This is a genomic window from Amycolatopsis vancoresmycina, from assembly GCF_000716785.1.
Taxonomy (GTDB): Bacteria; Actinomycetota; Actinomycetes; order Mycobacteriales; family Pseudonocardiaceae; genus Amycolatopsis; species Amycolatopsis vancoresmycina.
The window spans coordinates 327,065-353,405 of the sequence record NZ_JNYY01000003.1; the positions used below are offsets into that span (position 1 = coordinate 327,065).

The following is a 26,341-nucleotide window of genomic DNA, read 5'->3' on the forward strand; positions in this document are numbered from 1 at the left end:
GCTGCCTCGGCTACACCGTACGACATCGCGCTCGGCCCGTGCCATGGTGGCCGCCCGACATCACCGGAGCGGGGGCACGACAGCGCAAGTGAGAAGATTCCGGGGTGACCGCGCAAGCCACCGCCCCGGCCCCGCTGCACCTGGTCCTGGGCGAGGAAGAACTGCTGATCGAGCGGGCCGTCCGCGAGACGCTCGCGGCCGCCCGCGCGACGGACCCGACGGCGGAGCTGACCCGGGTCCGGGTGTCCGATCTCACAGCCCCCGAGCTGGCCGAACTGGTCAGCCCCTCGCTGTTCAGCGAAGGCCGGGTGATCGTCCTCGAGTCGGCCCAGGACATCTCGCAGGAGCTGGCCGACGCCGTCGCGTCCTACCTGAAGGACCCGGCGGACGGGGTCGTGCTCGTCGTCGTGCACACCGGCGGCGGCCGCAGCAAGGCGGGCAAGTCGCTCCCGGCGGCGCTGAAGAAGGCCGGGGCCGAGATCACGGAGTGCCCGAAGCTGACCAAGCCGGCCGAGCGCGAGCAGTTCGTGCGCCACGAGGTGCGCCGGGTGGGCGGCAAGATCGACCCGGCCGGGGTCGCGGCGCTGATCGACGCGGTCGGCTCGGACCTGCGCGAACTCTCCTCAGCGGCGACGCAGCTGGTCGCGGACACGGGCGGCGCGGTCGACGCCGAGGCGGTCCGCCGCTACCACCGCGGCCGCGCCGACGTGACCGGGTTCGCGGTGGCGGAGAAGGCGGTCGGCGGCGACCGCGCGGCGGCGCTGGAGTCCCTGCGCTGGGCGATGCAGCTGGGGGTCCCGCACGTCCTGGTCGCCGACGCACTGGCCGACGCGGTCCGCACGATCGCCCGGGTTTCGGGCGCCGGCCGCGGCAACCCGAACCAGCTGGCGGGCGAGCTGGGAATGCCACCGTGGAAGATCCGCAAGGCACAGGGCCAGTCCCGAGGCTGGAACCCGGACGGCCTCGCGACGGCGATGCGCGTGGTCGCGCGGCTGAACGCCGAGGTCAAGGGCGTAGCGGCGGACCCGGGCTACGCCCTGGAGCGCGCGGTCCTCGAGGTGGCCGCGGCGAAGGGCGACCGCTGAGCGGACGGAAGGTGCCACCGGACGGCCGCGGCGGAGGGCGACCACCAGGCGGGCAGGCCACCAGGCGGCTGCGGCGGGGCGGCTGTGGCTGAGGGCGACCGTCGCCGGGCGGCTGCAGCGGCGGGCGAGCGCCGTCTGGCGGGGGCCGCTGGACGGTTGCGGCTGAGGGCGACCGTCGCTGGGCGGCTGCAGCGGCGGGCGATCGCCGCTGGGCGGGGCCGCTGGACGATTGCGGCTGAGGGCAACCGTCGCTGGGCGGGGCCGCTGGGCGGCTGTGGCCGACGGCGACCGTCGCCGGGCGGTTGCAGCGGCGGGCGACCGCCGCTCGGCAGGCTCGCTGAGCGGTTCCGGCCGGAGCGGGACCGCCGCTGGGCGGACCGCCAGGCGACTACGGCAGCGGGGCCACCTGACCCCCGCAACAGGTGGCCGCTAATGCCCGCGAGCCGCCCACCACACATCCCGCTGCCGATCGCCGAGCGTGCGCCGAACCCGGACATGAAGAAAGCCCCGGCCGAAGCCGGGGCCTTCCCGGAAATCAACCAGCTCAGAGCGCGTTGACGCGCTTCGCCAGCGCCGACTTCTTGTTCGCGGCCTGGTTGGCGTGGATGACGCCCTTCGAGACCGCCTTGTCCAGCTTCTGGGCGGCGTCGCGCTGCAGCTCCGTGGCCTTGGCCTTGTCGCCGGCCTCGGCGGCTTCGCGGACCTTGCGGATCGCGGTCTTCACCGAGGACCGAATCGCCTGGTTGCGCTGACGCGCCTTCTCGTTCGTCGTGATGCGCTTGATCTGCGACTTGATGTTGGCCATAGGGCAACTCCTGTTTCACTCGGTGAGATCGCCGCCGCGCTGAAGTGGCCCCGGAAATACCGGGTTTCCTCCATGACGGAATGCCGCACGGGCAGCGAGCGTCCACTCTAACAGCCGGGTCAGCAGGCCGAGTACGGTGGGCGGCGGTAGTGCCTAGGGTTCCGTCGCCGGTCCGCAGGAACGCCCACAACCAGGGTCGGCGGGGCTGGTCCGAGCGGCACCGTCGGCGGGCCCGGACGGCTCGCCGTTCATCTGACGGGGCAAAAGCCTGGAGGACCCGGTTTTCGCGCGCGCGAAAACCCGGAAGGGTCCCGTGAACACCACCGCCTTGTCCCTCGTCCTCGCCGCCGCCGTCGTGCACGCCGGGTGGAACCTCGCCGCCAAGCGGGTCACCTCCGGGGGCACCCAGTTCGTCTGGCTCTACTACACCGCCTCCGCCGTCCTGCTGCTGCCGGTCACCGGCGTGCTGCTCGCCGTGGAACAGCAGCGTCCACAGTGGAGCTGGCTGGTCGCCGCCGTCGTCACCTCGGTCCTGCACATCGCCTACGGCATCGTGCTGCAACGCGGGTACCGCGTCGGCGACCTCTCCATCGTCTACCCCGTCGCGCGCGGGACCGGGCCGCTGCTGTCCGTGCTGGCCGCCGTCCTCGTGCTCGGGGAACGCCCCGGCCCGCTGGGACTGGCCGGGGCCTTCCTGGTCGTCGCCGGGGTGCTGGTGATCAGCACCGGCCGCCGGGCCGGAGACCCGCGCGCGGTGAAGGCCGGTGTCTTCTACGGCCTCCTGACCGGCGCCGTCATCGCCGGGTACACGCTCTGGGACGCGCACTCCGTGACCGGCCTCGGTGTCCCGCCGGTCGTCTACTTCGGCCTCGGCTCGATCCTGCAGAGCGTGCTGCTCGTGCCCGGTGCGCTGGCCGGTCGCGCCGAAGTGCGGCGGATCTGGCGCGAGCAGCGCCGTGAGGTCCTCGTCGTCGCCGTGCTGTCGCCGGTCGCCTACGTCCTCGTGCTGGTCGCCCTCACCACGGCGCCGGTCAGCCTGGTCGCGCCCGCCCGGGAGCTGAGCATCGTGCTCGGCAGCCTCGCCGCGTGGCTGGTGCTGGGCGAACGCGACGCCGGGCGGCGGCTGGCCGGGGCCGTGATCGTGCTGTCCGGCATCGCCGCGATTGCGGCCGCCTGAGCCCGTCCGGTAGGGATGGTCGGATGGAGATCCTGAAGAGCCGGGTGCTGATCCGCCCGCGGGACGCCGCCGCGTCCACGGCGTTCTACCGCGACACCCTCGGCCTGGCTGTGGAGCGGGAGTTCCCGGGCGGCACGGTGTTCTTCCTCGGCCACGGCTCCCTCGAGGTCTCCGGCCGCGGCGAGACGGGCGCGTCGCCCGATCTGGTGCTCTGGCTGCAGGTGCGGGACCTCGACGGCACCCTGGCCGGCCTGAAGGCCAAGGGCCTGGAGCCGGTGCGGGACGCGCAGCGCGAGCCCTGGGGCCTCGACGAAGCCTGGATCGCCGATCCGGACGGCACGCGGATCGTGCTGGTCGAGGTGCCCGAGGGCCACCCGATCCGTACGGACACCCGCTAGGCGGGCTTGCCGGCGCGCAGCTGCGCCGCGAGCGCCGCGAAGCCCGGCGGCTCCCAGGTCCACGTCTGCAGGTCGGTGAAGCCCGCTGCGGCGGCTTCGTCGGCGAGGACGTGCCTGCTCACGGGCAGCCACTTCTCGTGCGCGGACAGCAGCAGCCGGCCGCCGGGGCGCAGCACCCGGAACAGCTCGGCGAACCCCGCCGCGCGGTCGTCCCACAGCATGACGTTGTTCACGGTCAGCACGACGTCGACGGACGCGCCGGGCTCGCCGGTGTGCGCGGCCGACCCTTCGCGCAGCTCGGCGCGGTCGCCGCAGCGCTCGTGGCAGAGCCCGAGCATCTCGGGGGAGGGGTCGACGCCGACGGTGCGCCCGGCCAGCCGGGCGGCGGCTTCCAGGCCGACGCCCGGGCCGGGCCCGACGACCAGGACGGTCTCGTGCGGCTCGATCTTCGCCAGGTCGACGATGCGGTGTTCGGTGGCGGCGTTGCCCCTCGCCATCACCCAGCCGCCGAGGCGGCCGAGCGCGCCGGACGGGTGACCGAAGGCCCGGTCGAGGACGCGGGCGAGGCCGCCTGGATCCGGCTGGGGAGGCGGGGCCGGCTGGTGCGGAGTGCTCATACTTCGAGGGCACCACTTCGCGGAACAACCCGCATCGGGGATGACCCCCACCCGCACCCGGAGGGTCATGGGAACATAGAGGTGGCCATCCCCGACTTTCCGAGGACTCATTCGAGTGACGACGTTCGCCGACACCACCTTCACGCCGCCGGAGCTGATCCGGAACTTCTGCATCATCGCGCACATCGACCACGGCAAGTCGACCCTGGCCGACCGCATGCTGCAGCTCACCGGCGTCGTCGAAGAGCGCGCCATGCGGGCCCAGTACCTCGACCGGATGGACATCGAGCGCGAGCGCGGCATCACGATCAAGGCGCAGAACGTCCGGCTGCCCTGGCAGGTCGACGGGCAGGACCACGTCCTGCACATGATCGACACGCCCGGCCACGTGGACTTCACCTACGAGGTCTCCCGGGCGCTGGAGGCGTGCGAAGGCGCGATCCTGCTGGTCGACGCCGCGCAGGGGATCGAGGCCCAGACGCTGGCCAACCTCTACCTGGCCCTGGAGAACAACCTCCAGATCATCCCGGTGCTCAACAAGATCGACCTGCCCTCGGCCGACCCCGACAAGTACGCGGGTGAGCTCGCCCACATCATCGGCTGCGAACCGGAGGACGTGCTGCGGGTCTCGGCCAAGACCGGCATGGGCGTCGGCGAGCTGCTCGACGAGGTCGTCAAGCAGGTCCCGGCCCCGCAGGGGGATGCCGACGCACCGGCCCGGGCGATGATCTTCGACTCGGTCTACGACACCTACCGCGGCGTCGTCACCTACATCCGGGTCGTCGACGGCAAGATCACCCCCCGCGAGCGGATCCGGATGATGTCCACCGGCGCCACGCACGAGCTGCTCGAGGTCGGGATCATCTCGCCCGAGCCCAAGCCCAGCAAGGGCCTCGGCGTCGGCGAGGTCGGCTACCTGATCACCGGCGTGAAGGACGTCCGCCAGTCGAAGGTCGGCGACACCGTGACGTCGGAGCGCCACGGCGCGAAGGAGCCGCTGGCCGGCTACCGCGAGCCGAAGCCGATGGTCTACTCGGGACTGTACCCGGTGGACGGTTCCGACTACCCCGAGTTGCGCGAGGCCCTGGACAAGCTCCAGCTGAACGACGCGGCGCTCGCGTACGAGCCGGAGACGTCGGTGGCGCTGGGCTTCGGCTTCCGCTGCGGGTTCCTGGGCCTGCTGCACCTGGAGATCACGCGTGACCGGCTCGAGCGCGAGTTCGGCCTCGACCTGATCTCGACGGCGCCGAACGTCATCTACCGCGTGGTGCTGGAGGACCGCAGCGAGGTGGTCGTGACCAACCCGTCGGACTGGCCGACCGGGATGAAGATCGCCGAGGTGCACGAGCCGGTGTCGAAGGTGAGCATCCTCGCGCCGTCGGAGTTCGTCGGCACGATCATGGAGCTGTGCCAGACCAAGCGCGGCACCCTGCTCGGCATGGACTACCTGTCCGAGGATCGCGTCGAACTGCGCTACAACATCCCGCTCGCGGAAATCATCTTCGACTTCTTCGACACGCTGAAGTCGCGTACGCGCGGCTACGCGTCTCTCGATTACGAAGAGGCGGGCGAGCAGATTTCGGATCTGGTCAAGGTGGACATCCTGTTGCAGGGCGAAACCGTCGACGCGTTCTCGGCGATCGTGCATAAGGACGCGGCCTACGGCTACGGCAACCGGATGGCGACGCGGCTGCGCGAGCTGATCCCGCGCCAGCAGTTCGAGGTGCCGATCCAGGCGGCGGTCGGGTCGCGGATCATCGCGCGGGAAACGATCCGCGCGATCCGCAAGGACGTGCTCGCCAAGTGCTACGGCGGTGACATCTCGCGGAAGCGGAAGCTGCTGGAGAAGCAGAAGGAAGGCAAGAAGCGGATGAAGACCGTCGGCCGGGTCGAGGTCCCGCAGGAAGCCTTCGTCGCCGCACTGTCCACTGAGGACTCCGGGAAGAAGAAGTAACTGTTCTGCTGATGTGACAGCGGCGCCCATATTCACGCGGTGGTGTGAATATGGGCGCCGAACTCGCGTTCGATGCGGTTTCTGTCGGTGGTCTCTGGTCTCCTCTGGTGTGAAGAGCGAAAGGAGAGCACCATGACGGTCATGGCTGACCTCGAGCATCCCGCCGATTCTGGCCCCCTGACGGTGCGCGACCTCGAGGGGATGCCCGACGATGGACGGCGTCACGAACTCATCGACGGGGTGCTCATCGTGAGCCCCGCGCCGGGACGAAGACACCAGAAGATCGTGTTCAGGCTTGCGAGGGTTCTCGAGGACGCGTGCCCGGCCGAGTACGACGTTCTTGTCGCGCCGTTCGCGGTGCACTCGGGCGATGACACGGAACTGCAGCCGGATGTCCTGGTCGGCCGGGACGAGGACTTCACCGAGAAGGACCTCCCGGCGCCGCCGGTGCTGGCCGTCGAAGTCCTGTCGCCCAGCACGGCGATCTACGACATGAACCTCAAGAAGGCGGTCTACGAACGGTTCGGCACGGGCAGCTACTGGGTGATCGACCCGGTTGAGCCGGCGTTGACGGTCTTCGAGCTGGACGAGGACGGCCACTACCAGCAGGTGGCCAAGGCAGCCGGCGACGAACCGGCCGAACTCGAGCGGCCGTTCCCGGTGCGGATCGTGCCCCGGGAGCTGCTGGGCCGGCTCGGCTGACGCCGGTCAGTACTCCCGGAGGCGGGTGCTGCGGAGCTGGGCGTGCAGCTGCCGGTGCCGGAGTTCCTTCCGGAGCCGCTCGACCACCGCGTCGAACAGGGCCGGGTCGAGGATCGCCGTCTGGTCGAACTGCCGTCGCTGCGGCGGTGCCGGTTCGAGCTTGCCGCGGGGCGCGTACCGCTGGACCGAGCTCTCGATGCCGCCGCCGGTGACCAGGTCGAGCCAGAGGGCGTCGCGGAGGTGGCCGTCACCGAAGCGGGCCGAACGCCGGGTGGTGACGTCGGCGATCTGGGCCCACGGGACCACCCGGGTGCTGAGCGTGCCGGCGGGGAGGCGGATGCCTTCGTCGCCGATCGTGAGATCGCGCAGCCCGTCGAAGCCGCGCTTGAGCGCGCGGGCGCGGGAAGCCCGGTAGGCCAGCACGGCGATGAGCACGGTCGCCGCGTAGGCGCCGCCGATCAGCCACGGCGACAGTCCGCGCAGCAGCCCGAGCGCGAGGGCCGCGCCGAAGCCGGCGTCGGCGACGAAGAGCACGCCGAGCAGGATCTTGACCGGCGTGGTGACACGGAAGGAGGACAACGGGACGACTCCGGGGGCCGGGTGGGTCAGGGATTGCCGATTATCCGGTCCGCCCGCACGAACACCGCGACCCGCCGCTCTTCGGCCATCACGCGGTCGTACTCGGCCCAGTCGTCGTGGGTGCCGGTGGCGGCGACGAAGACGTCCCGCAGCAGCTGCGGCAGGCCCGCGGGGTCGAAGGCGGGATCGGGGTCGTCGGGCCCGACGAGGTGGGTGGCGCCGGTGACGGAGACCCAGTTCCAGCCCCGGCGGAAGGTCACGGTGGCGTGCCCGGCCCGCCGCAGCAGCGCGAGCTTGTGCGCCCGCCCGACAGCGACATAGGCGACGCCCGGGGCGCCGGTCACCGGGTCGTCGAGGACACCGGCGTTGACGACGGAGGCGTGCACGGTGCCGTCCGCACGGGTCGTGGCGACGGTGGCGAGGCCGTTCTCCTGCAGCGACAGCGTGCGAACCTGCTCCAGATCAACGCTCATGCCCCAACCTAACCTGCCGGACTGTCCCCGCGCGACGGCCAGACATGGCCGGCCGCCTCGTCCGCCACCTTGGTGTCTTCGAGGACGACGTCCCGTGCGAAGGTCGCGGCGGCGAAGGAGACGGTGCCGCCGAACACGGCGCCGTCCGGGTGGGGTACGCCGTCGACCATGCGTGGCCCGCCGAACAACGCTTCGTCGGAGAACACGGCTTCGTCGAACATCGCGTTGCTGCGGAACGTCGTCCCCCGGAACACCGCCCGGCCGTGGAACCGGGCCCGGACGAAGTTCGCCGACCGGTCGAACGTGCTGCCGCCGAAGATCGCGTAGCCGGTGAATTCGACGTCCTCGAACCGGGTCCAGCCGGCGAACCGCGCGCCGCCGAACCGGACGTGGCCGACCCGGCAGCCCCGGAAGTCGAAGTGGCACAGCACGGCCCGAGTCAGGTTCAGCGTGATCCCGGGCCAGAACTCCGGCCGTGTCACCCCGGGAACGTCGCCGGGGTACAGGTGGTTGGCCAGCATGCGCTGGGCCGTGCCGCGGACCTCGAACTCCTCGTCGCCCTGGTGGCCCGGCGGCGGTCCGGCGGGCAGCGCGTACGGCAGCCGCAGGTAGGCGCAGAGCAGGTTGACGATCGTCTGCCGCTGGCCCGGTGTGCTCTGGGCCAGCCGTTCCAGTGCGTACAGGCCGGCCAGCCGGATCGGCGTCTTCTCCGACCCCAGCTGGTCCGCGGCCTTGGTGTAGAGCTCGGTGATGCGCCGCTCCGCCGCGTCGACGCGCGCGTCCTCGGCCAGCCGCTGCTGGTGCGCCGCGGTGTCCGCCGCCACCTGCTCGACGTGCTTCTGGGCGTGGTCGCGCTGGGCGAGCTCCTGCTCCTTCCGGCGCAGTTCGAGCTCGCCCAGGCGCTGCCGCCGCGCGGCCAGCACCAGCGCGACGGCACCGCCCGCGCCGAGCACGACGTTGCCGGTCGCGCGGAAGACGTCCAGCTGCGCCTGGTCCGCCGGTGTGCCGTCGCCGAACAGCGCCAGCAGCAGCCAGAGCGTCCCGAGCGCGACCACGACGACGATCAGCCCGGCGAGCACGATGGCCCGGGTGGTGAGCACCTTGCCGAGGCGTTCGGCGCGCCGGGCGGGTTTCTCCGGGACGGTGCCGGGCGGTTCGCTCACCCGTCGACTGTGCCACGCCCGGCCCGCCCGGCGCGATGGTTCGGCGATTCAGCAGGCGCCGTTGTCGGTCCACACTCCCCACTGGCCCGTCGTTCCCGGCTCCTCGCCCTGCGTCCACCACTTCGCCGTCCACTTGTGGCCGTTGTGGGCCACCACGTTCCCGCCCGTGTACACCTGCGACGCGCTCCACTCCGGGTCCGTGCACGTGCCCGGGTTCGTCGTCCCGCCGTCGTCCCACGTCACCTGGGTCGAGCGGTAGAAGTTGATCGACTGCGCCACCCAGCGCGGGGCCTGCGCGCCCAGGCGGGTCCGGAACGCCGTCCAGTCGTGCGTCGACCACGGTGACCAGCCCAGTTCCGCGTGCGCCGCGAGCCTCGGGAACGCGAGGTAGTCGATGTCCGCCGGCTTCACCACGGTTTCCGTCCACAGCGGCGATTCCACCCCGCGGACCGCCGCTTCGCCGACGCCCGACAGGTACGAGCCCGGGTTCCAGCCGTACGCGTCCTGGACCTCGATGTAGCCCGCCCACGACAGGCCGATCGGGGTCGAGCTGTTGTACTTCATGTCCAGGTACGCCTTGTTCGCCGGCGACAGGATCACCTTGCTGCCGCGGGAAACCGCCGTCGAGACACCGGAATCCGACGTCGTCGTCCCCCAGAACTGCGGTGTCGCCGACGCCGGCAGGGACGCCTTCGCGATGTCGTGCCAGCCCACCACCGATTTGCCCGTCGCCGCGACCAGGGGCAGCACCTTGTTCATGAACGTCACGTAGTCCGCCTGCGAAGTCGCCGAAGCTTCGTCGCCGCCGATGTGCAGGTACGGGCCCGGGGTCATGGCCGCCAGTTCACGCAGGACGTCCGCGACGAACGTGTACGTGATGTCCTTCGAGATGCACAGTGAGCTGTAGCCGACCGCGGTGTCGGTGCGCAACGCGGGCGCCACCCCGTTGCAGTTCAGCTCCGCGTACGACGCCAGCGCCGCGTTCACGTGCCCCGGCATGTCGATCTCCGGGATGATCGTGATGTGGCGCGACGCCGCGTAGTCCACGATGTCCGCGTACTGCGCCTTCGTGTAGTAGCCGCCCGCGCCGCCGCCGACCTGGGTGCTGCCGCCGTACGTCGTCAGGCGGGGCCAGCTGTCGATCTGGATGCGCCAGCCCTGGTCGTCCGCCAGGTGCAGGTGCAGGTTGTTGATCTTGTACTGGGCCAGCTGGTCGAGGTACCGCTTCACCGTCGACACCGGGTGGAAGTGCCGGGCCACGTCGAGCATCGCGCCGCGGTAGGCGAACCGCGGGTAGTCCACGATCGTCGCGCCGGGGATGCTCCACGGGCCTTGCTGGGCGGTGGGGCTTTCGACGCGGCCCGGCAGCAGCTGCCGCAGGGTCTGGACGCCCGCGAAGAGCCCGTCCGCGGTGGCCGCCCGCACGGTGACCGAAGCCGCCGTCGACACCAGCTGGTAGCCCTGCGCGCCGACGGACGCCGGTGCGCCGCTGAGCAGCAGGGCGATGCTGTCCGACGGCACCGAGGCCGGGGTGTCGGACACCGGCAGCGCGAAGCCGGTCGACGGGCGCAGCACCCCGGCCAGGTAGTCGCCGACCTGGCGGGCCGGCGCCGAACCGGCTTCGGTGACGATCTTCGTCGTCGCCACCAGCGGGAACGTGACGCCGGCGGCCGGGGTCACCGAGACCGGCACCGGCACGATCGACTGCAGTGCCGGCGTGGCCGCCGACGCCGGGGTGAGCTGGGCAGCGGCCGTACTGGCGCCGATCAGGGCCAGTACGGCGAGCGCGCGGCCGAGGCGCCGCGTTCGGGACGTCTTCACCGGGGGACCTCCTGGCGGGCAGGGCGCGACCTCGCCGTCGCACCTGCCCGGATGGTCGCACTTCCCGCGCTGATGGTCTAGACCAGTTTGGGTGGTTAAGCTCGGCCGGTGACGCGGGACTTCGTGCCGGGATCGCCGTTCGCGCTGCTCTCGGAGGCCGAAACGGCCGCCTGGTACGCCTACATGAAGGTGCACCTGCGGCTGGAGTACGAGCTGAACCGGCAGTTGCGCGCCGACAGCGGGATCTCGCTCGCCGACTACCACGTGCTGGTCGCCCTGACGAGCGAGCCCGGCGGCCGGATGCGGGTCACCGACCTCGCGATCCGCATCGGCTGGGAGCGCAGCCGGCTCTCGCACCACCTCGGGCGGATGCGGGACCGCGGGCTGGTCGAGACCGGGACCGCCGCCGACGACCGCCGGGTGACCGAGGTCGTGCTGTCGGGAGCGGGCTGGGAGACGTTGCGGGAGGCCGCGCCGGACCACGTCGCCTTCGTGCGCGAAGCGTTCCTGGACGCCCTCGGGTCCGGGGAACAGGCGCAGTTGGCGACGCTGCTGGAACGCGTCTACGACACGCTCGTCGAGCGTGGCAGCCTGCCCCGGCCGAGCGACCACCCCTGACAGTTACGTGACATGTCACGTAATATGGCGGCGGACCCGAGGAGGACGCATGGCGACGGTGGCCGAGCTGATGGAAGCCAATCTGCTCAAGGTGTTCAACGAGCGTGACGACGAGCGGCGCGCCAAGGCGATCGCCGAGACCTACGCGGCCGGCGTCGAGTTCGCCGACCCGGAAGGGTTCGTGACCGGTCACGAAGCCCTGAACGCCAAGGCGCGCGGGCTGCTCGACCAGTCGCCGGGCTTCGTGTTCTCGCCCGCCGGCCCGGTGCTCGTCAACCACGATCTGGGCCACCTCGCCTGGCAGCTCGGCCCGGAAGGCGCCCCGCCGGTCGTGCGGGGGATCGATGTCGCGCTGATCAAGGACGGCGTGATCGAGAAGCTCTACACGATGCTGCTGCCCGCCTGAGTACTACGCTCGGTGGCATGTTCGACGAGCTGACGTTCCCGGTCGTCGCCGCGCCGATGGCGGGCGGTCCCACCACCCCCGAGCTGGTCGCCGCGGTGACCGAGGCCGGTGGCTTCGGCTTCCTCTCCGCCGGCATGCTCACCCCCGCCGCGCTGGCCGCGCAGATCGACCGGACGCGGGAGCTCACCACGGGCGGGTTCGGCGTCAACCTCTTCGTCCCGCAGCCGGACACCGGCGCCGACATCGGTGCGCACCGCGAGCGGCTGGAGGCGTTCGCCCGCGAGTACGACGTCGAACTCGGCGAACCGAAGTGGGATGACGACAGCTACCCGGCGAAGCTGGACGTCGTCCTCGAGCAGCGGATCCCCGTGGTGTCGTTCACCTTCGGCCCGCCCACCCCGTCGGACGTGGTGCGCCTGAAGGAGGCCGGGAGCACGGTCGTCGTCACCGTGACCACGCCGGAAGCCGCGCAGCGGGCGGCGGACCTCGGCGCCGACGCGCTGGTCCTGCAGGGCTTCGAGGCCGGTGGGCACCGGAGCCTGTTCACCGACGACGCCCACCGGCCCGGCGGGGGCGCCGAGTACGGCGTCCTGGCCCTGCTGCGGCTCGTCGCCGCGCGGGTCGACCTGCCGTTGATCGCCGCCGGCGGGCTGGTGCACGGTGCCGACGTCGCGGCCGTCCTCGCCGCCGGGGCCGCGGCCGCCCAGCTGGGCACCGTCTTCCTGCGCGCGGACGAAGCCGGGACGTCCGAGGCGCACCGCAAGGCCCTGGCGCTGGCCGAGCGCGAGACGGCGTTCACCCGCGCCTTCAGCGGCCGCCCGGCGCGGGGCCTGGTCAACAAGTTCATGGACGCGCTGTCCGAGGGCGCACCCGCGGCGTACCCGCAGCTCAACCACCTGGCCGGGCCGGTGCGCAGGGCGTCGGCGAAGGCCGGTGACCCGGAAGCGATTTCGCTGTGGGCGGGCCAGACCTACCCGCTCGCGTACGACGCTTCGGCCGCCGTGATCATCGAACGGCTGAAGGTCGAGGCGCGCGACGCCGCCGCGCGCCTCGACCGGATCCGCTAGGCGTCCGTGCGGTTCAGCACCGAGTGCCGCCGGCTGTACAGGAAGTAGATGATCAGGCCGATGACGAACCAGACGGCGAACCGCAGCCAGGTCGCCGGCTGCAGGAACGTGATCAGCCAGATCGAGAACACCACGCCGATCGCGGGCACCACCGGCATGCCCGGCGTCTTGAACGTCCGCGGCAGGTCCGGCTGCTTGTAGCGCAGCACGATCACCGCGACGCAGACGACGACGAACGCGAGCAGGATGCCGATGTTCGTCAGCTCCGCGGCCTCGCCGATCGGCAGCACGCCGGCGATGACCGCGGACGCGCCGCCGAGGATCCACGTCATCCGGCTCGGCACCTGCCGGGTCGGGTGGGTCTTGCCCAGCCACGGCGGGAGCAGGCCGTCGCGGCTCATCGAGTAGCCGACGCGGGTGGCGCCCATCAGGAACGTGAACAGCACGGTGAGGATGCCGACGATGGCGCCGATCGCGATCACCGTGGCCAGCCCGTCGAGGCCGACCGACTTGAACGCCGTCGAGAAGCCGCTCTTCGGGTCGATCTCGGTGTACTTCTGCATGCCGGTCAGCACCAGGCAGGCCAGCACGTACAGCACCATCGAAATGGCCAGCGAGTACAGGATCGCCTTCGGCATGTGCCGCTGCGCGTCCTTCGACTCCTCCGCGGCGGTGCTCATGGCGTCATAACCGAAGACGGCGAAGAACACCGTGGCCGCGCCGGTCACCGCACCGCCGAAGCCCGCGGGCGCGAACGGCGTGTAGTTGCCGGTCTTGACGTAGAAGAAGCCGACCAGGATGACCACCAGCACGATCAGGACCTTGATCCCGACCATCGCCGTCTCGAACCGGGCGGCGCTGCGGATGCCGCGGTTGAGCAGGAACGCGATCAGCAGGCACAGCAGCGCGGCGAACAGGTCGACCTTGTGGCCGGGGCCGGTGCCGGGCGCGCCGAGCATCCACGCGGGCAGGTCGAGGCCGATCTGGCCGAGCAGGAAGTTGAAGTAGCCGGAGATGCCGATCGCCACCACCGACACGATCGCGGTGTACTCCAGCAGCAGGTCCCAGCCGATGAACCAGCCGACGACCTCGCCGAGCACCGCGTAGCCGTAGGTGTAGGCCGAGCCGGCCTTGGGGATCAGGCCCGCGAACTCGGCGTAGGAGAACGCCGCCGCGGCGCTGGCGACCCCGGCGATGAGGAACGAGATCAGCACCGCGGGGCCGACGCCCGGGATGCCCGCCGCGTCGTCGCCGTGCGCGACGCTGCCGGCGAGGGCGAAGATCCCGGCGCCGATGATGCCGCCGATGCCGATGGCGGTCAGCTGCCACAGCCCCAGGGTGCGTTGCAGGCCGCCGCTTTCCGGCGTGTCCTGGATCTGGTCGATCGGCTTGCGCCGGAAGATGCCGGAGCCGGCACCCACTGGAGCGGACATCATCGTCTCCCGAACGGTCGGTGGAGAGCCCGGATCACGGACCCTCGCCGGAACCTACCGCCAACTCCGCGTGAAGACAGCGTGAGCCGCTCAGCCCGCCGCGGTGTCTTCGCTCACGGCCTCCGACGCCGTCGCCACGGCCCGCTTGGCCTGCGTGGTCCGGACCGCGCCCGCGGCGAAGTAGCCGAGCAGCTCGGCGATCTCGACCGGGTCGTCCAGCTGCGGGCAGTGCCCCCAGTCCTCGCGGACCAGCAGCCTGCTGTGCGGCACCAGCGTGTGCAGCTGCCGCCCGGACGCCGCGGTGACGAGCTTGTCCTTGCCGCACGCGACGACCAGCAGCGGCACCTTCACCGACTCGAGCCGGTAGGCGTCGGCGAGCTCCGCGACGAGCTGCCGGGCCTCCTCCAGCCGGCTCTTGGTCGCGCGGTAGTCCGGGAACAGCGCGGTGAAGCGCTGCACCTGCACGGCGTCGGCGACGCTCGAGTCGGCGTACAGCAGCCGCGGGACGACCTGCTCGGCGACCTTGCGCACCAGGAACCCCGGCACCGGAAGGGGCAGGGACGAGTACAGCCGCAGCGGCAGCGGGTAGCGCGCGACGGCGCGGATCAGCCACGAGTCGACGAACCCGGGCGCGGCGATGGAGACGACGCCGGAGATCGGCAGCCGGCTGTTCTGCGCCGCGCGCAGGCTCATGGTGCCGCCGAGCGAGTTGCCGGCCAGCACGACCGAGCCGAGCACCGCCTGCTCGCGGACGACGGCGGTGGTGAACGCGTCGAGCTGGGGCAGCATCGGGCCCGGCCGCAGCGGCTGCGCGTCGCCGAACCCGGGCAGATCGACCGCGACCGCCGGGATCCCGGCGGCCGCGAGCTGCTCCAGGGCGGGGCGCCAGGTATCGGCGCTGTCGCAGTAACCGTGCAGCAGCACCAGGCGCGGTGCCGACGGCTTCACGTGCGGCGCCGCGGCCCGGCGGCGCAGGGAGCGGCGCGCGGCGGGTTGCTCCGGTTCGGGGTCGCCGACCTCGAGCACCCGGGTGCGGACGCCGGCGTAGCGCCGGAAGGAGACCCGGATCGGGCCTGCGTCACTGGGCCGGCCGCCCGGTTCAGCCGGAGCGGGCCGCTTCGTCGCGGTCATGACTACAGATTACCTGGCCGGAGTGGGGTTTTGGTCGAATTTCGGTGCTAACGACCAGGTCTCGAACTGAAGACGTCAAGAATTCACCAGATGCCGGAGCAGGGCGGATCCGGCGATCCGCCCAGCTCACGGCGGTTCAGCGGGTGAAGACGATCTTGCCGGCGGTGTCCCCGTCGAGCATCGCCTGGAAGCCCTTGGGTGCTTCGGAAAATGGAAGTTCCGCGCCGATCTGCGGCCGGACACCTGTGAGATCGAGGTAGGCGAGCAGGTCCGCGAGCTCGTCGCGGGTGCCCATGGTCGAGCCGGCGACGCGCAGCTGGAGGAAGAAGACGCGCTGCAGCTCCGCGTGCGCGTCCGGGCCGCTCGTCGAGCCCGACACCACGATGATCCCGCCCGGCTTGAGCGATTTGACCGAGTGCGACCAGGTGGCCTTGCCGACGGTCTCGAACACGGCGTCGACGCGCTCGGGCAGCCGGGCGCCCGACTCGAACGCCTGGTGCGCGCCGAGGCTGGTGGCGAGCGCGCGCTTCTCCTCGCTGCGGCCGGTGACCCAGACCCGGAACCCGGCCGCGCGGCCGAGCTGCACCAGCGCCGTCGAGACGCCGCCGGAGGCGCCCTGCACGAGCATCGTCTGCCCCGGGCGCAGCCCCGACTTCACGAAGAGCATCCGGTACGCGGTCAGCCACGCCGTGCCCATCGTGGCGGCTTCGGCGAAGCTCAGCCCGGCGGGCTTCGGGACGACGTTGCGGGCCGGCACGACGACCTGGTCGGCGAAGGTGCCCTGGTGCTTCTCGGTCAGGAGCGTGCGCTTCGGGTCGAGGGTGTCGTCGCCCTGCCAGCCCGGGGCGTTGATCACCGAGTGCAGCACCACTTCGGAGCCGTCGTCGAGGGTGCCGGCGCCGTCGCAGCCGAGGATCATCGGGAACTGGTCCGGCTTGATCCCGACGCCGCGCAGCGTCCAGAGGTCGTGCATGTTGAGGCTGGCCGCCTTGACGTGCACGCGGACCCAGCCGTCCGGCACTTCGGGTTCGGGGCGCTCGCCGACGACGAGCGAGTCCAGCGGGCTTTCGGCGTTGGGTTCCTGCGCGTACACGGCGAACATGTCCTGCAACGTACCGCCCCTGGGGCGCGGGGGCAGCAGGGCGCGCGTAGGCTCACACCGTGTTCAACGGGCTGGCCGACTGGTGGGACGGGGTCGAGCTGTGGCTCGCCCAGGCCTGGTTCCCGGTGCAGTTCGTGCTGGTCATGGTGGTCGTCGTGCCGCTGTGCCTGGCCGCCGCCTGGGTGCTCGACAAGGTGGTCGGGTTGTTCGCCGGGCGGCTGGCTCCGGGGCGTGACGACGACTCCGACTCCTCGGCATAGGCTCGCGCACCATGTTCAACCGAAGGCGGATCACCGCCGCGCTGATCGGGCTCCTCGTGCTGGTGCTGGGGGGCTGGCTGGTCAAGGACAACCTCGGCGGCTCGTCATCGCCGGGAACCCCGTCGAGCACTTCCGCCGGTGCCCCCGCCAAGGGCGGCGCCGCGGTGCCGGGCACGGACTCCGGCCTGCCGGTGAAGGCGCTTTCCGCGCTGCCGCCGCAGGCGTCGGACACCTGGAAACTGATCGAGGCGGGCGGCCCGTACCCCTACCCGCGCAACGACGACGTCGTGTTCGAGAACCGCGAGAAACGCCTGCCCGGCAAGAAGTCCGGCTACTACCACGAGTACACGGTGAAGACGCCGGGCAGCCCGGACCGCGGCGCGCGGCGGCTGATCACCGGGCAGGCGCACGAGCTGTACTACACCGGCGACCACTACGCGTCGTTCGTCGTCGTGGACCCGGCCCGATGAGCGCCGGCGACGCGAAGGCGGCGGCGGAAGAGGCGTTCGCCCGCGGTGCGTACCCGCACCTGGTCAACTCCCGGCCGACCGTGGACAAGGCGAGCACGCTGACCGCGTTCGCCGACGCACTGTCCTTTCCGGACTACTTCGGCCACAACCTGGACGCGCTCTACGACTGCCTGACCGACCTGTCGTGGCTGCCGCCGGGGGAGCACGTGCTGATCTGGCCGGGTTCGGACGCCCTGCGCAAGGCGGAGCCCAAGACGTACCTGGCCATCCGCAGCGTGCTTTCCGACGCGCAGCGCGCGCTCGGCCCGAGCGGCCGCAGCGCCGGTTCGTGGCGGCTCACGGTGGTGCTGCCGGACGCCTGAGCCGTCGTGAGTGAGAAACAGCGTTAGAACACTGTTTCTCACTCACGACCGGCGGGTCAGTCCTGCGGGATCCAGCTCGGCTTGCGCTTCTGGGCGAAGGCCAGGATGCCCTCCTGGCCTTCTTCGCTCGCGAAGAACTTCGCCGACAGGCCGAGCATCTCCTCGAAGCCGTCCGACGGGGTGGCCGGGCGGGGGCGGCTCAGCAGGGCCTTCGTCTCGGCCAGCGCCTTCGGGCCGCCCGCCGCCAGGGCCTTCACGAACCGGGCCACCTCGGCGTCGAGGTCGGGGGTGGCCGAGTTCAGCAGGCCGATCTCGACCGCCCGGCGGGCGTCGAACGTGTCGCCCGTCAGGAACAGCTCGTGGGCCGCGCGCGGGTTCAACCGCGGGAGGACCGTCAGGGAGATGATCGCCGGGACCACGCCGATGCGGACTTCGGAGAAGGCGAACGTCGCTTCCGGGACCGCCACCGCGATGTCGCACGCCGCCACCATGCCGATGCCACCCGCCCGGGCCGGGCCCGCCAGGCGCGCCACCACGGGCTTCGGGCTGGTCCACAGCTGCTCGAGGATGCGCGGGAACTCGTTCACGCCCTGGTCGCCCGCGCCGGCGCCGCGGGCCTCCTTGAGGTCCATCCCCGCGCAGAACACCGGCCCGGTGTGGGTCAGCACGATCACGCGCACGGCGTCGTCGGCGGCCGCCGACGCCAGCGCGGACGACAGTTCGCGGCGCAGCTGCGCCGACAGCGCGTTGCGGTTGTGCGGGGAGTCCAGGGTGATCGTGGCGGTGCCGCCCACCACGTCGTAGTGCACCAGTTCGTCAGCCATGTCCGACACCCTTGCACATGCGCCGCGCCCGGCCGGTGTTACGCGGGCCACCCCGCGGGTGGCGGCCCGCGGGGTGGCCCGGCACTCAGCCGATGGTCGTGGTGGTGAAGACCGGGCTCGGGTTGGGGAAGCAGGCCGTCGGCGCGGTGAGGTCACCGATGATGGTGCTCGCCACCGCCTTGAACGTCAGGCCGGGATCGCTGTAGCTGGTGCCGGCCAGCTTGGTCTGGATGGTGCCCGACTGACCGGCCTTCAGGTGCGCGGTGACGGTGGGCAGTTCGAACGTCGCGCCGCCGGCGATCGGGCCCGGGAAGCTCAGCGTCGCCACGTTGTTCGCGACAGTGATTACCGGCGGCGTCGAGCCGAGGCCGGAGCCGCCGGACAGCGCGGCGCCGACGTAGGACGAGTTGGCCGGGATCGGGATCTTCAGCGCGAACGTGTTGATGTTCTTGACCTTGTTGCCGCTCACCGTGCCCGGCACGGTGTTCGGTGCCGGGTCGATGACGACGTCGAACGCGGCGCCGGGGGCCACGGCCGGCGGCGCGGTCACGACGGCGTCCTGGGTGAGCGCCACGTGCTGCGGCCCGATGATGGGAGAGTTGGCCTGGCAGTCGAAGGTCACCGAAGTGGCCGCCGAAGCCGGGGCGGCGAGGGCGATCGGAAGGGTCGCGGCCGCGGTCAGCGCGGCGAGCCGAGAAAGGCGAAGAGCTTTCATCTGTGTCCACCTGCCTGCGATTTCACGAGGGGAGGGCGAAAGCTGCGCAGCATTCAGATTGTTACCGGCAAGTTAAGTAACGCGTCAAGGATTCACTGTTCCCATGCGCGCACGGTGACAACAAAATGTGAATGTTTGTCACCTTCTGGCGGTGGTGGTGCCGCTGCGTGACCGCGGCCGTGTTCTTCTCCGATCGATCCTGACCGCTTCCTTTCGGAACCCTGGTCCGGCTCGCGGTCCCTCTGTTACCTGTGTCACGTCGAGCAGGGAAGGGACGCGACGATGAGTCTGTTCTCCAGGGTGCTGGCGGTGGTCGTGCTGGCCGGCGGGCTGCTGAGCGCCGGGCCGCCGCAGGCCCAGGCGTCGACCGCCGGGTTCCGGGGCGTGAACTGGGCCGATGCGCGGGACAACTTCGTCAACGGCGTGCTGTACGTGTCCGGGCTGAGCTCGGCCGACACGCACGCGTCGGCCGCAGCAACCGCGGACCAGCTCGTCGGCCGGATGTACGCGCTCACCGGCGCGGACACGGTCCGGATGCCGATCAACGAGCCGACGGTCGCCGGCTACTGGGACACCTACACCGGCGCGATCGACACCGCGCTGGGCAAGGGCCGGGTGATCCTCGCGTACTGGGCCTACAGCGGCGGGAAACCGGCGAGCACCACCGGGTTCCAGCAGATGTGGGACAAGGTCGTCGCCCGGTACGGCAGCAACCCGAACGCCTACTTCGAGGTCATCAACGAGCCGTACAGCTACGGCGCGAGCGACCTGAACAACTTCTACAACGCCTGGCTGACGCGGTATCCGAGCGTGCCGCGCGGCCGCGTGGTCCTCGACGGGACCGGGTACGCCCAGAACGTGCCCGCGGTCGGCGCCGACCACCGCCTCGACGGGACGCTGCTGGCGGCCCACGACTACTCGTTCTTCGCGGGCTACGAAAGCGAAACGGAGTGGGCGAACCACATCGGCAGGTACATCGGCGGGTACGCGGACCGGACGATCGTGACCGAGTGGGGCGGCCCGATGGGCCCCGGCAGCAAGAACGGCGTCCACTACGACACGATCGACTACAGCATCCCGAGCGGGTCGTTCTTCGCCGACTACATCCGGGGTGTCAGCGCGAAGCTGCGGAGCCTCGGCGTGGGCAGCGTGTACTGGCCGGGCCTGCGCGACGGCGACTGGTACAGCCTGACGACCCGGTCCGGCACCCAGCTGTCCCTGGTGAACCCGACCGGCCTGACCCGCCTGCAGTACGCGTGGGGCATCGGTGACGGCGGCGGCACGGACGTCCGGATCGTCAACGCGGCCACCGGCCTGTACGCCGACGGCCTCGGCCGGACGGCCACCGGCTCCACCGCGGGCCAGGCAACCGGCGACGCAAGCCGGCCCGAGCAGCGGTGGACGGTCGAAAACTACGGCAACCGCGTACGCATCAAGAACCGGGCGACGGGCCTGTACCTGGACGGCGCGGGCCGCACGGCCAACGGCGCGGCGGTGAGCCAGTACGGCGACAGCGGCAGCGCGAACCAGCAGTGGACGGTGGTGACGGACGCGAACAACGTCCGCATCAGGAACGCCGCCACGGGCGAGTACCTGGACGGCGCGGGCCGCACGGGCAGCGGCGCCGACCTGGGCCAGTATGCCGACAGCGGCAGCGCGAACCAGCGGTGGCGGATCGTGGCCGCCGGTTAGGCGTACTGCCGGAGCAGCCCGCTGACGGCGGTGGCGTACCGCGCCACAACGACGTCCGCCACCCGCGGGTCGTCCGCCAGCGGTGCCGCGATGAACGCCTCCGGGTCGGCTTCGCGGGCCAGCCGCGCGATGCGGTCCGGCAGCAGGCCCGGGGCCAGGAACCACGACGCCACCACCAGGTGCCGGACGCCGCGGGCGCGCAGCCGCTCGGCCGCCGCCGGGATGTCCGGCTGGGTGGCGCTCGCGAACGCCTCGCTCACCGGCAGCCCCAGCCGGTCCTCCCACCGCGCAGCCAGCGAGGCGACGATCGCGTTCGCTTCGGCGTTCGACGAGCCGACCGCGCTGACCAGCACACCCGTGTCCCGGTGCCGCGGGGCCGCCGCCAGCCGGTCGAGGGCGACGGCCTCCAGTGCCGGGTCCGCGCCCAGCACGTCGGACGTGCGCACGACGAAACCCGGGCACGACGCTGTCACCGAGGCGATCAGTGCCGGCAGGTCGACCCGGGCGTGGAACGCGCTGCCCAGCAGCAGCGGCACCACGATCGCCGTCCGGTGGCCGTCCGCGTACAACCCCCGCAGCACGTCGGTCACCAACGGTGCCGAGAGGTCCAAAAAGGACTCGTGTACCGGAACGCCCGGGGCCTGGGCGCGCACGACGTCGACGAGTGCCCGCACGGTCGCCGCCGAGCGGGGGTCGCGGCTGCCGTGCGCGACGGCGACCAGGGGCGGCGTCACGAGAAGCGTTCACCCACCAGGCCCGCGGCGAGGGTGTCGCCGTCCTTCGGGTCGATCACCAGGAACGCGCCGGTGCGCGGGCTGACGCCGTAGTCGTCGACGCCCAGCTCCTCGGCCAGCGTCAGGGTGACGCGGCCGATGTCGTTGAGCTCCAGCGACGCCGGTGAGTCCACACTGGACAGTGTCTGCTCGTCGAAGCGGGCGTGCAACTCGCCGACCAGCGCCTGCACCGTGCGGGTGCCGTGCTTGACGAGCACCCGCGCACCCGGCTTGAGCGGCTTGGACGACAGCCAGCACACCGTGCCGGTGATCTCGTCGGTCACCCGCGGTGGCGCGTCCGCGGCGGCGATCAGGTCGCCGCGGGAGATGTCGATGTCGTCGGTGAGCAGCAGCGTCACCGACGTCCCGGCGCCGGCCTCGTCCAGGGGCCCGTCCGCGGTGTCGATGCGCTCGACGCGGCTGCGGATGCCCTGCGGCAGCACGACGATCTCGTCCCCCGGGCGTACGGTGCCCGCGGCGATCTGGCCCGCGTAGCCGCGGTAGTCCGGGTACTCGGGGGTGCGCGGGCGGATCACGTACTGCACCGGGAACCGCAGCGCCGAGTCGTGCGGATCCGGCGCGACCGGCACGTCCTCCAGGTGCTCCAGCAGGCTCGGGCCGGTGTACCACGGCGTCCGCTCCGAGCGCGTCGCGACGTTGTCGCCTTCCAGCGCGGACACCGGGACGGCGAGCACGGAACCCCGCGCGTAGCCCAGTGACTCCGCGTGCGAAGCGAACTCCTCGGCGATCACCGTGAACGTCGCCTCGTCGTAGCCGACCAGGTCGATCTTGTTCACCGCCAGTACCAGCTGCGGCACGCCGAGCAGGGCCAGCACGGCCGCGTGCCGCCGGGTCTGCTCGATCACGCCCTTGCGCGCGTCGACCAGCAGCACGGCCAGCTGCGCGGTGGACGCGCCGGTCACCGTGTTGCGCGTGTACTGCACGTGCCCCGGCGTGTCGGCCAGCACGAACGACCGCTTCGGCGTCGCGAAGTAGCGGTAGGCGACGTCGATGGTGATGCCCTGCTCGCGTTCCGAGCGCAGGCCGTCGACCAGCAGCGACAAGTCCGGAGTGGACAATCCCTTGTCGACGGACGCGCGGGTGACGGCGTCCAGCTGGTCGGCGAGCACCGACTTCGTGTCGTACAGCAGCCTGCCGACCAGGGTGGACTTGCCGTCGTCGACGCTCCCGGCGGTGGCCAGGCGCAGCAGCGAACTCATCAGAAGTACCCCTCACGCTTGCGGTCTTCCATGGCCGCCTCGGACATCCGGTCGTCGGCGCGGGTGGCGCCGCGCTCGGTGAACCGGGACGCCGACACCTCGGCGATCACCTCTTCGACGGTGGCCGCGGCGGACTCCACCGCGCCGGTGCAGGAGCCGTCGCCGACGGTCCGGTAGCGCACGCTCAGCTCGTGGATGTCCTCGTCCGGCCGGGGGCCGAACCACGGGCCCTCGGTCAGCCACATGCCGTCGCGGCGGAACACCTTCCGCTTGTGCGCGTAGTAGATCGACGGCAGTTCGACCTTCTCGCGCGCGATGTAGTTCCAGACGTCGGCCTCGGTCCAGTTGGACAGCGGGAAGACGCGGACCTGCTCGCCCGGGCGGTGCCTGCCGTTGTAGAGGTTCCACAGCTCGGGCCGCTGGCGCCGCGGCTCCCATTGGCCGAAGGCGTTGCGGAGGCTGAAGATCCGCTCCTTCGCCCGGGCGCGTTCCTCATCACGGCGGCCGCCGCCGAACACTGCGTCGAACTTGTTTTCGGCGATGGTGTCGAGCAGCGGCGTGGTCTGCAGCGGGTTGCGCATCCCGTCCGCGCGCTCTTCCAGGCGTCCGTCGTCGATCCAGTCCTGCACCTTCGCGACGACCAGGCGAAGGCCGTGCTTTTCGACGACGCGGTCGCGGAACTCGAGGACCTCGTCGAAGTTGTGGCCGGTGTCCACGTGCAGCAGGGGGAACGGCACCGGCGCCGGCCAGAACGCCTTGATCGCCAGGTGCAGCAGCAGCGTCGAGTCCTTGCCGCCGGAGAACAGGATCACCGGCCGGTCGAACTCGCCCGCCACCTCCCGGAAGATGTGGATGGCCTCGGATTCCAAGGCTGCCAGGTTGTCCTGTGCCGCATCGGTCGCGGGCTCCAAGGTCGTCATGCGTCCCTTCCTCAGCCGTGCAGTCCGCACTCGGTCTTGCTCTGCCCCGCCCACCGGCCGCTGCGCGGGTCCTGCCCCGGCTCCACGCGCGCGGTGCAGGGTGCGCAGCCGATCGACAGGAACCCGATCGAGACCAGCGGGTTTTCGAGGATCCCGTGCTCGCGGATGTAGCCGTTGAACTCGTCGTCGGTCCACGCCGCGATGGGGTTGATCTTGACCAGGCCGTTGCGGTCGTCCCAGGTGACGATCGGGGTGTTCGCGCGGGTCGGCGCGTCGACCCGGCGGACGCCGGTCACCCACGCCGAGTAGTTGGCGAGGGTCTTGCGCAGCGGCACGACCTTGCGCAGGTTGCAGCAGAGCGTCGGGTCGCGGTCGTGCAGCTTGGCGCCGTACTCGGCGTCCTGCTCGGCGACGCTCTGCTCGGCCTGGGCGTTCACGATGCGGACGTCCGGGTACACCGTCTGGACCGCGTCGCGCGTGCCGATGGTTTCCGGGAAGTGGTAGCCGGTCTCCAGGAACAGAACGTCCACATCGGACTTCACCTTGGTGGCGAGGTCGATCAGCACGGCGTCCTGCATGTTGGACGCGACGATGAAGTCGTCGCCGAACGTGTCGACGGTCCAGCGGATCGCCTCCTCGGCGGTGGCGTCGGCGAGTTCTTTCGACGCGCGCTCGGCGAGGGTCTTGTAGTCGGCAGTGGCGGTCATCGGGACACCTCCGGAAGGGACAGTCCGAGGAACTTGACCGAGAAAACCCGGCGACAGGCAGAACACAGCCAGCCGCCGTTCTCTTCCGGCCGCAAGTCCTCGTCGCCGCAATAGGGGCAGTAGTACGGCGCCGCGCGCTCGTCGGACGTCACTGGAGGGCACTTTCCTCGGCGCGGGCGGCCCACTGCGCGAACCGTTCCCCGGCTTCGCGCCCGGTCACGTAGTTGCGCACGACCCGCTCGACGTACCCGGTCAGCTCGCCGGACGTCACCTTGTGGCCACGCAGCTTCCGGCCGAACCCGGCGTCGAGGCCGAGCCCGCCGCCCAGGTGCACCTGGAAGCCTTCGACCTGGTTGCCGTCGGCGTCGGTGACGATCTGGCCCTTGAGGCCGATGTCCGCGGTCTGGATCCGCGCGCAGGAGTTCGGGCAGCCGTTGAGGTGCACGGTGACCGGCGTGTCGAGGCCGTCCTGGATGTCGGCGAGGGACTTCTCGAGGTCGGCGACGAGCTGCTGCGCGCGGGCCTTCGTCTCGACGATGGCGAGCTTGCAGAACTCCAGCCCGGTGCAGGCCATCACCCCGCGCCGCCACGGCGACGGCTTGGTCTCCAGGCCCAGCTCGGCCAGCTCGGCCGACAGCGTGGCGACCCGGTCCTCGGGGACGTCGAGCACGACGAGCTTCTGCTGCGGGGTGAGCCGCACCCGGCCCGAGCCCGCCCGCTCGGCGGCCTTGGCGACGGCGACCAGCGTGCCACCGCTCGACCGGCCCGCGATCGGTGCCGCGCCGACGTAGAACTTGCCGTCGACCTGCGGGTGCACGCCGACGTGGTCGATCGGGACGGCCGGGTCGGCCGGCGGCGGGCCGTCGATCAGCTCGCGCTTGAGGTACTCGTCCTGCAGCACCTGGCGGAACTTCGCGGCGCCCCAGTCCTTGACCAGGAACTTGATGCGGGCCCGCGAGCGCAGCCGCCGGTAGCCGTAGTCGCGGAAGATCGAGATGACGCCTTCCCAGACGTCCGGAACCTCGTCGCGCGGGATCCAGGCGCCGAGGCGCTGCCCGAGCATCGGGTTGGTCGACAGGCCGCCGCCGACCCAGACGTCGAAGCCGGGCCCGTGCTCGGGGTGGTCGACGCCGACGAAGGCGACGTCGTGGATCTCGTGGGCGACGTCCGGCTGGCCGGAGATCGCGGTCTTGAACTTGCGGGGCAGGTTCGCGTACTCGGGCTTGCCGATGTAGCGGCGCTTGATCTCCTCGATCGCCGGGGTGCCGTCGATCACCTCGTCGGCGGCGATGCCCGCGACCGGCGAGCCGAGGATGACGCGGGGGCTGTCGCCGCACGCCTCCATCGTCGTCATGCCGGCGTTCTCGAGCTTGGCCCAGATCGCCGGGACGTCTTCGATCCGGATCCAGTGGTACTGGATGTTCTGCCGGTCGGTGATGTCGGCGGTGTCGCGCGCGTACGCCTGCGAGATCTCGCCGAGCACGGTGAGCTGGGCGGTGGTCAGGGCGCCGCCGTCGATCCGGACCCGCAGCATGAAGTAACGGTCGTCGAGCTCTTCGGGCTCGAGCGTCGCGGTGCGGCCGCCGTCGATCCCCGGCTTGCGCTGGGTGTAGAGGCCGAACCAGCGGAACCGGCCGCGCAGGTCGCCCGGGTCGATCGCGTCGAACCCGCGGTGGGCGTAGATGTTCTCGATCCGCGCCCGCACGTTGAGCGGGTGGTCGTCCTTCTTCGACCGCTCGTTCGGGTTCAGCGGCTCCCGGTAACCGAGCGCCCACTGCCCTTCACCGCGCTTCTGCTTGGCGCGCGCGGGGCGGGCTGGGGTTTGGGGCGTGGCCATGGCGGCGTCCTCCGAGAGGCTTTTCGTGGC

Annotated in this window: 29 protein-coding genes; 12 read left to right on the forward strand and 17 right to left on the reverse strand. The window is 71.3% G+C overall.

Annotation, left to right across the window (positions count from 1 at the left end; translation table 11 throughout):
* The first annotated feature begins 104 nt into the window (after positions 1 to 104).
* Positions 105 to 1,085 carry a DNA polymerase III subunit delta gene (gene holA, locus OO60_RS09000; RefSeq protein WP_033261178.1) on the forward strand — a complete coding sequence of 327 codons (981 nt, stop codon included), beginning with the start codon at positions 105 to 107 and terminating at the stop codon, positions 1,083 to 1,085.
* A gap of 544 nt (positions 1,086 to 1,629) precedes the next feature.
* On the opposite strand, the gene rpsT is transcribed toward holA, so the two are convergent.
* Positions 1,630 to 1,890 (reverse strand): 30S ribosomal protein S20, encoded by a 261-nt coding sequence (gene rpsT / locus OO60_RS09005; protein WP_003091058.1) that lies wholly within the window; start codon positions 1,888 to 1,890, stop codon positions 1,630 to 1,632.
* Positions 1,891 to 2,203: 313 nt separating this feature from the next.
* On the opposite strand from rpsT, the gene OO60_RS09010 reads away from it, so the two are divergent.
* Positions 2,204 to 3,067 carry an EamA family transporter gene (locus OO60_RS09010; protein ID WP_003091060.1) on the forward strand — a complete coding sequence of 288 codons (864 nt, stop codon included), beginning with the start codon at positions 2,204 to 2,206 and terminating at the stop codon, positions 3,065 to 3,067.
* A gap of 23 nt (positions 3,068 to 3,090) precedes the next feature.
* Positions 3,091 to 3,465 (forward strand): VOC family protein, encoded by a 375-nt coding sequence (locus OO60_RS09015; RefSeq protein ID WP_003091062.1) that lies wholly within the window; start codon positions 3,091 to 3,093, stop codon positions 3,463 to 3,465.
* Here OO60_RS09015 and OO60_RS09020 read toward each other — a convergent pair.
* Positions 3,462 to 4,082, reverse strand: coding sequence for a class I SAM-dependent methyltransferase (locus OO60_RS09020; RefSeq protein WP_003091065.1), 621 nt, complete (start codon positions 4,080 to 4,082; stop codon positions 3,462 to 3,464). The two genes, OO60_RS09015 and OO60_RS09020, sit on opposite strands and share 4 nt — an antisense overlap.
* A 115-nt stretch (positions 4,083 to 4,197) precedes the next feature.
* Between OO60_RS09020 and lepA the strand changes: the two genes are divergently transcribed.
* Complete coding sequence (gene lepA, locus OO60_RS09025; protein WP_003091067.1) at positions 4,198 to 6,036, forward strand: translation elongation factor 4; 1,839 nt, start codon at positions 4,198 to 4,200, stop codon at positions 6,034 to 6,036.
* Between the two features lie 132 nt (positions 6,037 to 6,168).
* Complete coding sequence (locus OO60_RS09030; protein ID WP_003091069.1) at positions 6,169 to 6,738, forward strand: Uma2 family endonuclease; 570 nt, start codon at positions 6,169 to 6,171, stop codon at positions 6,736 to 6,738.
* Positions 6,739 to 6,744: 6 nt separating this feature from the next.
* On the opposite strand, the gene OO60_RS09035 is transcribed toward OO60_RS09030, so the two are convergent.
* The 4 genes from OO60_RS09035 to OO60_RS09050 are packed head-to-tail and all read right to left on the reverse strand — an operon-like array spanning position 6,745 to position 10,774.
* The gene (locus tag OO60_RS09035) at positions 6,745 to 7,317 is read right to left on the reverse strand and encodes a PH domain-containing protein (protein ID WP_003091070.1); all 573 of its coding nucleotides are present in this window, start codon (positions 7,315 to 7,317) and stop codon (positions 6,745 to 6,747) included.
* Between the two features lie 26 nt (positions 7,318 to 7,343).
* Positions 7,344 to 7,790 (reverse strand): pyridoxamine 5'-phosphate oxidase family protein, encoded by a 447-nt coding sequence (locus OO60_RS09040; RefSeq protein WP_003091071.1) that lies wholly within the window; start codon positions 7,788 to 7,790, stop codon positions 7,344 to 7,346.
* Positions 7,791 to 7,798: 8 nt separating this feature from the next.
* Entirely contained in the window at positions 7,799 to 8,953 is a 1,155-nt protein-coding gene (locus OO60_RS09045; protein WP_003091072.1) for a pentapeptide repeat-containing protein, read from the reverse strand.
* 48 nt (positions 8,954 to 9,001) lie between these two features.
* Positions 9,002 to 10,774 (reverse strand): family 20 glycosylhydrolase, encoded by a 1,773-nt coding sequence (locus OO60_RS09050; protein ID WP_003091073.1) that lies wholly within the window; start codon positions 10,772 to 10,774, stop codon positions 9,002 to 9,004.
* A 108-nt stretch (positions 10,775 to 10,882) separates the two neighbouring features.
* On the opposite strand from OO60_RS09050, the gene OO60_RS09055 reads away from it, so the two are divergent.
* From OO60_RS09055 to OO60_RS09065, 3 genes are read left to right on the forward strand one after another with little or no spacing between them, the layout of a single operon-like run.
* The gene (locus OO60_RS09055) at positions 10,883 to 11,392 is read left to right on the forward strand and encodes a MarR family winged helix-turn-helix transcriptional regulator (RefSeq protein ID WP_003091074.1); all 510 of its coding nucleotides are present in this window, start codon (positions 10,883 to 10,885) and stop codon (positions 11,390 to 11,392) included.
* 49 nt (positions 11,393 to 11,441) lie between these two features.
* On the forward strand, positions 11,442 to 11,798 hold the full coding sequence (locus tag OO60_RS09060; protein WP_003091075.1) for a nuclear transport factor 2 family protein: 357 nt from the start codon (positions 11,442 to 11,444) through the stop codon (positions 11,796 to 11,798).
* Between the two features lie 17 nt (positions 11,799 to 11,815).
* On the forward strand, positions 11,816 to 12,865 hold the full coding sequence (locus tag OO60_RS09065; protein WP_003091076.1) for an NAD(P)H-dependent flavin oxidoreductase: 1,050 nt from the start codon (positions 11,816 to 11,818) through the stop codon (positions 12,863 to 12,865).
* On the opposite strand, the gene OO60_RS09070 is transcribed toward OO60_RS09065, so the two are convergent.
* The 3 genes from OO60_RS09070 to OO60_RS09080 form a co-directional block, all read right to left on the reverse strand.
* Positions 12,862 to 14,298 carry an amino acid permease gene (locus tag OO60_RS09070; RefSeq protein ID WP_033261179.1) on the reverse strand — a complete coding sequence of 479 codons (1,437 nt, stop codon included), beginning with the start codon at positions 14,296 to 14,298 and terminating at the stop codon, positions 12,862 to 12,864. The genes OO60_RS09065 and OO60_RS09070 overlap by 4 nt on opposite strands.
* Positions 14,299 to 14,388: 90 nt before the next feature.
* On the reverse strand, positions 14,389 to 15,429 hold the full coding sequence (locus tag OO60_RS09075; RefSeq protein WP_003091079.1) for an alpha/beta fold hydrolase: 1,041 nt from the start codon (positions 15,427 to 15,429) through the stop codon (positions 14,389 to 14,391).
* A gap of 136 nt (positions 15,430 to 15,565) precedes the next feature.
* Positions 15,566 to 16,531 (reverse strand): quinone oxidoreductase family protein, encoded by a 966-nt coding sequence (locus OO60_RS09080; protein ID WP_003091080.1) that lies wholly within the window; start codon positions 16,529 to 16,531, stop codon positions 15,566 to 15,568.
* Between the two features lie 59 nt (positions 16,532 to 16,590).
* Here OO60_RS09080 and OO60_RS09085 point away from each other — a divergent pair, with 59 nt between their 5' ends.
* Genes OO60_RS09085 through OO60_RS09095 form a run of 3 tightly spaced genes read left to right on the forward strand, consistent with a single transcriptional unit; the run spans position 16,591 to position 17,623 of the window.
* Positions 16,591 to 16,791, forward strand: a complete 201-nt coding sequence (locus OO60_RS09085) for a hypothetical protein (protein ID WP_003091081.1) — start codon at positions 16,591 to 16,593, stop codon at positions 16,789 to 16,791.
* An 11-nt stretch (positions 16,792 to 16,802) separates the two neighbouring features.
* The gene (locus OO60_RS09090; RefSeq protein WP_003091082.1) at positions 16,803 to 17,261 is read left to right on the forward strand and encodes a guanyl-specific ribonuclease; all 459 of its coding nucleotides are present in this window, start codon (positions 16,803 to 16,805) and stop codon (positions 17,259 to 17,261) included.
* A complete protein-coding gene (locus OO60_RS09095) occupies positions 17,258 to 17,623 on the forward strand; it encodes a barstar family protein (protein WP_003091083.1) in 366 nt (121 codons plus the stop codon). Before OO60_RS09090 ends, OO60_RS09095 begins: the two co-directional genes overlap by 4 nt.
* 56 nt (positions 17,624 to 17,679) lie before the next feature.
* Here the strand turns inward: OO60_RS09095 and OO60_RS09100 are convergent, their stop codons facing one another.
* Both OO60_RS09100 and OO60_RS09105 read right to left on the reverse strand, forming a co-directional pair.
* On the reverse strand, positions 17,680 to 18,447 hold the full coding sequence (locus OO60_RS09100; RefSeq protein WP_003091086.1) for an enoyl-CoA hydratase family protein: 768 nt from the start codon (positions 18,445 to 18,447) through the stop codon (positions 17,680 to 17,682).
* Positions 18,448 to 18,532: 85 nt separating this feature from the next.
* The gene (locus tag OO60_RS09105; protein ID WP_003091087.1) at positions 18,533 to 19,162 is read right to left on the reverse strand and encodes a hypothetical protein; all 630 of its coding nucleotides are present in this window, start codon (positions 19,160 to 19,162) and stop codon (positions 18,533 to 18,535) included.
* Between the two features lie 282 nt (positions 19,163 to 19,444).
* Here OO60_RS09105 and OO60_RS09110 point away from each other — a divergent pair, with 282 nt between their 5' ends.
* Positions 19,445 to 20,854: an RICIN domain-containing protein gene (locus tag OO60_RS09110; protein WP_033261180.1), complete on the forward strand. Its 1,410-nt coding sequence runs from the start codon at positions 19,445 to 19,447 to the stop codon at positions 20,852 to 20,854.
* Here OO60_RS09110 and OO60_RS09115 read toward each other — a convergent pair.
* Genes OO60_RS09115 through OO60_RS09140 form a run of 6 tightly spaced genes read right to left on the reverse strand, consistent with a single transcriptional unit; the run spans position 20,851 to position 26,311 of the window.
* The gene (locus OO60_RS09115) at positions 20,851 to 21,588 is read right to left on the reverse strand and encodes a sirohydrochlorin chelatase (RefSeq protein WP_003091090.1); all 738 of its coding nucleotides are present in this window, start codon (positions 21,586 to 21,588) and stop codon (positions 20,851 to 20,853) included. The two genes, OO60_RS09110 and OO60_RS09115, sit on opposite strands and share 4 nt — an antisense overlap.
* Positions 21,585 to 22,847, reverse strand: a complete 1,263-nt coding sequence (locus OO60_RS09120) for a sulfate adenylyltransferase subunit 1 (RefSeq protein ID WP_003091091.1) — start codon at positions 22,845 to 22,847, stop codon at positions 21,585 to 21,587. Before OO60_RS09120 ends, OO60_RS09115 begins: the two co-directional genes overlap by 4 nt.
* Entirely contained in the window at positions 22,847 to 23,767 is a 921-nt protein-coding gene (gene cysD / locus OO60_RS09125; protein ID WP_003091092.1) for a sulfate adenylyltransferase subunit CysD, read from the reverse strand. Before cysD ends, OO60_RS09120 begins: the two co-directional genes overlap by 1 nt.
* 11 nt (positions 23,768 to 23,778) lie before the next feature.
* On the reverse strand, positions 23,779 to 24,474 hold the full coding sequence (locus OO60_RS09130; RefSeq protein WP_003091093.1) for a phosphoadenylyl-sulfate reductase: 696 nt from the start codon (positions 24,472 to 24,474) through the stop codon (positions 23,779 to 23,781).
* Positions 24,471 to 24,626 (reverse strand): eL43 family ribosomal protein, encoded by a 156-nt coding sequence (locus tag OO60_RS47730; RefSeq protein WP_003091094.1) that lies wholly within the window; start codon positions 24,624 to 24,626, stop codon positions 24,471 to 24,473. The genes OO60_RS09130 and OO60_RS47730 overlap by 4 nt, the downstream gene beginning before the upstream one ends.
* The gene (locus OO60_RS09140) at positions 24,623 to 26,311 is read right to left on the reverse strand and encodes a nitrite/sulfite reductase (RefSeq protein WP_003091095.1); all 1,689 of its coding nucleotides are present in this window, start codon (positions 26,309 to 26,311) and stop codon (positions 24,623 to 24,625) included. Before OO60_RS09140 ends, OO60_RS47730 begins: the two co-directional genes overlap by 4 nt.
* Between the last annotated feature and the right edge of the window lie 30 nt (positions 26,312 to 26,341).

Bases quoted from the DNA above. Each gene is read 5' to 3' on its own strand.
- rpsT (WP_003091058.1), bottom strand. From the start codon at position 1,890: ATGGCCAACATCAAGTCGCAGATCAAGCGCATCACGACGAACGAGAAG.
- OO60_RS09015 (WP_003091062.1), top strand. From the start codon at position 3,091: ATGGAGATCCTGAAGAGCCGGGTGCTGATCCGCCCGCGGGACGCCGCC.
- OO60_RS09020 (WP_003091065.1), bottom strand. From the start codon at position 4,082: ATGAGCACTCCGCACCAGCCGGCCCCGCCTCCCCAGCCGGATCCAGGC.
- OO60_RS09030 (WP_003091069.1), top strand. From the start codon at position 6,169: ATGACGGTCATGGCTGACCTCGAGCATCCCGCCGATTCTGGCCCCCTG.
- OO60_RS09040 (WP_003091071.1), bottom strand. From the start codon at position 7,790: ATGAGCGTTGATCTGGAGCAGGTTCGCACGCTGTCGCTGCAGGAGAAC.
- OO60_RS09060 (WP_003091075.1), top strand. From the start codon at position 11,442: ATGGCGACGGTGGCCGAGCTGATGGAAGCCAATCTGCTCAAGGTGTTC.
- OO60_RS09065 (WP_003091076.1), top strand. From the start codon at position 11,816: ATGTTCGACGAGCTGACGTTCCCGGTCGTCGCCGCGCCGATGGCGGGC.
- OO60_RS09070 (WP_033261179.1), bottom strand. From the start codon at position 14,298: ATGTCCGCTCCAGTGGGTGCCGGCTCCGGCATCTTCCGGCGCAAGCCG.
- OO60_RS09075 (WP_003091079.1), bottom strand. From the start codon at position 15,429: ATGACCGCGACGAAGCGGCCCGCTCCGGCTGAACCGGGCGGCCGGCCC.
- OO60_RS09080 (WP_003091080.1), bottom strand. From the start codon at position 16,531: ATGTTCGCCGTGTACGCGCAGGAACCCAACGCCGAAAGCCCGCTGGAC.
- OO60_RS09090 (WP_003091082.1), top strand. From the start codon at position 16,803: ATGTTCAACCGAAGGCGGATCACCGCCGCGCTGATCGGGCTCCTCGTG.
- OO60_RS09095 (WP_003091083.1), top strand. From the start codon at position 17,258: ATGAGCGCCGGCGACGCGAAGGCGGCGGCGGAAGAGGCGTTCGCCCGC.
- OO60_RS09100 (WP_003091086.1), bottom strand. From the start codon at position 18,447: ATGGCTGACGAACTGGTGCACTACGACGTGGTGGGCGGCACCGCCACG.
- OO60_RS09105 (WP_003091087.1), bottom strand. From the start codon at position 19,162: ATGAAAGCTCTTCGCCTTTCTCGGCTCGCCGCGCTGACCGCGGCCGCG.
- OO60_RS09110 (WP_033261180.1), top strand. From the start codon at position 19,445: ATGAGTCTGTTCTCCAGGGTGCTGGCGGTGGTCGTGCTGGCCGGCGGG.
- OO60_RS09120 (WP_003091091.1), bottom strand. From the start codon at position 22,847: ATGAGTTCGCTGCTGCGCCTGGCCACCGCCGGGAGCGTCGACGACGGC.
- cysD (WP_003091092.1), bottom strand. From the start codon at position 23,767: ATGACGACCTTGGAGCCCGCGACCGATGCGGCACAGGACAACCTGGCA.
- OO60_RS09130 (WP_003091093.1), bottom strand. From the start codon at position 24,474: ATGACCGCCACTGCCGACTACAAGACCCTCGCCGAGCGCGCGTCGAAA.
- OO60_RS09140 (WP_003091095.1), bottom strand. From the start codon at position 26,311: ATGGCCACGCCCCAAACCCCAGCCCGCCCCGCGCGCGCCAAGCAGAAG.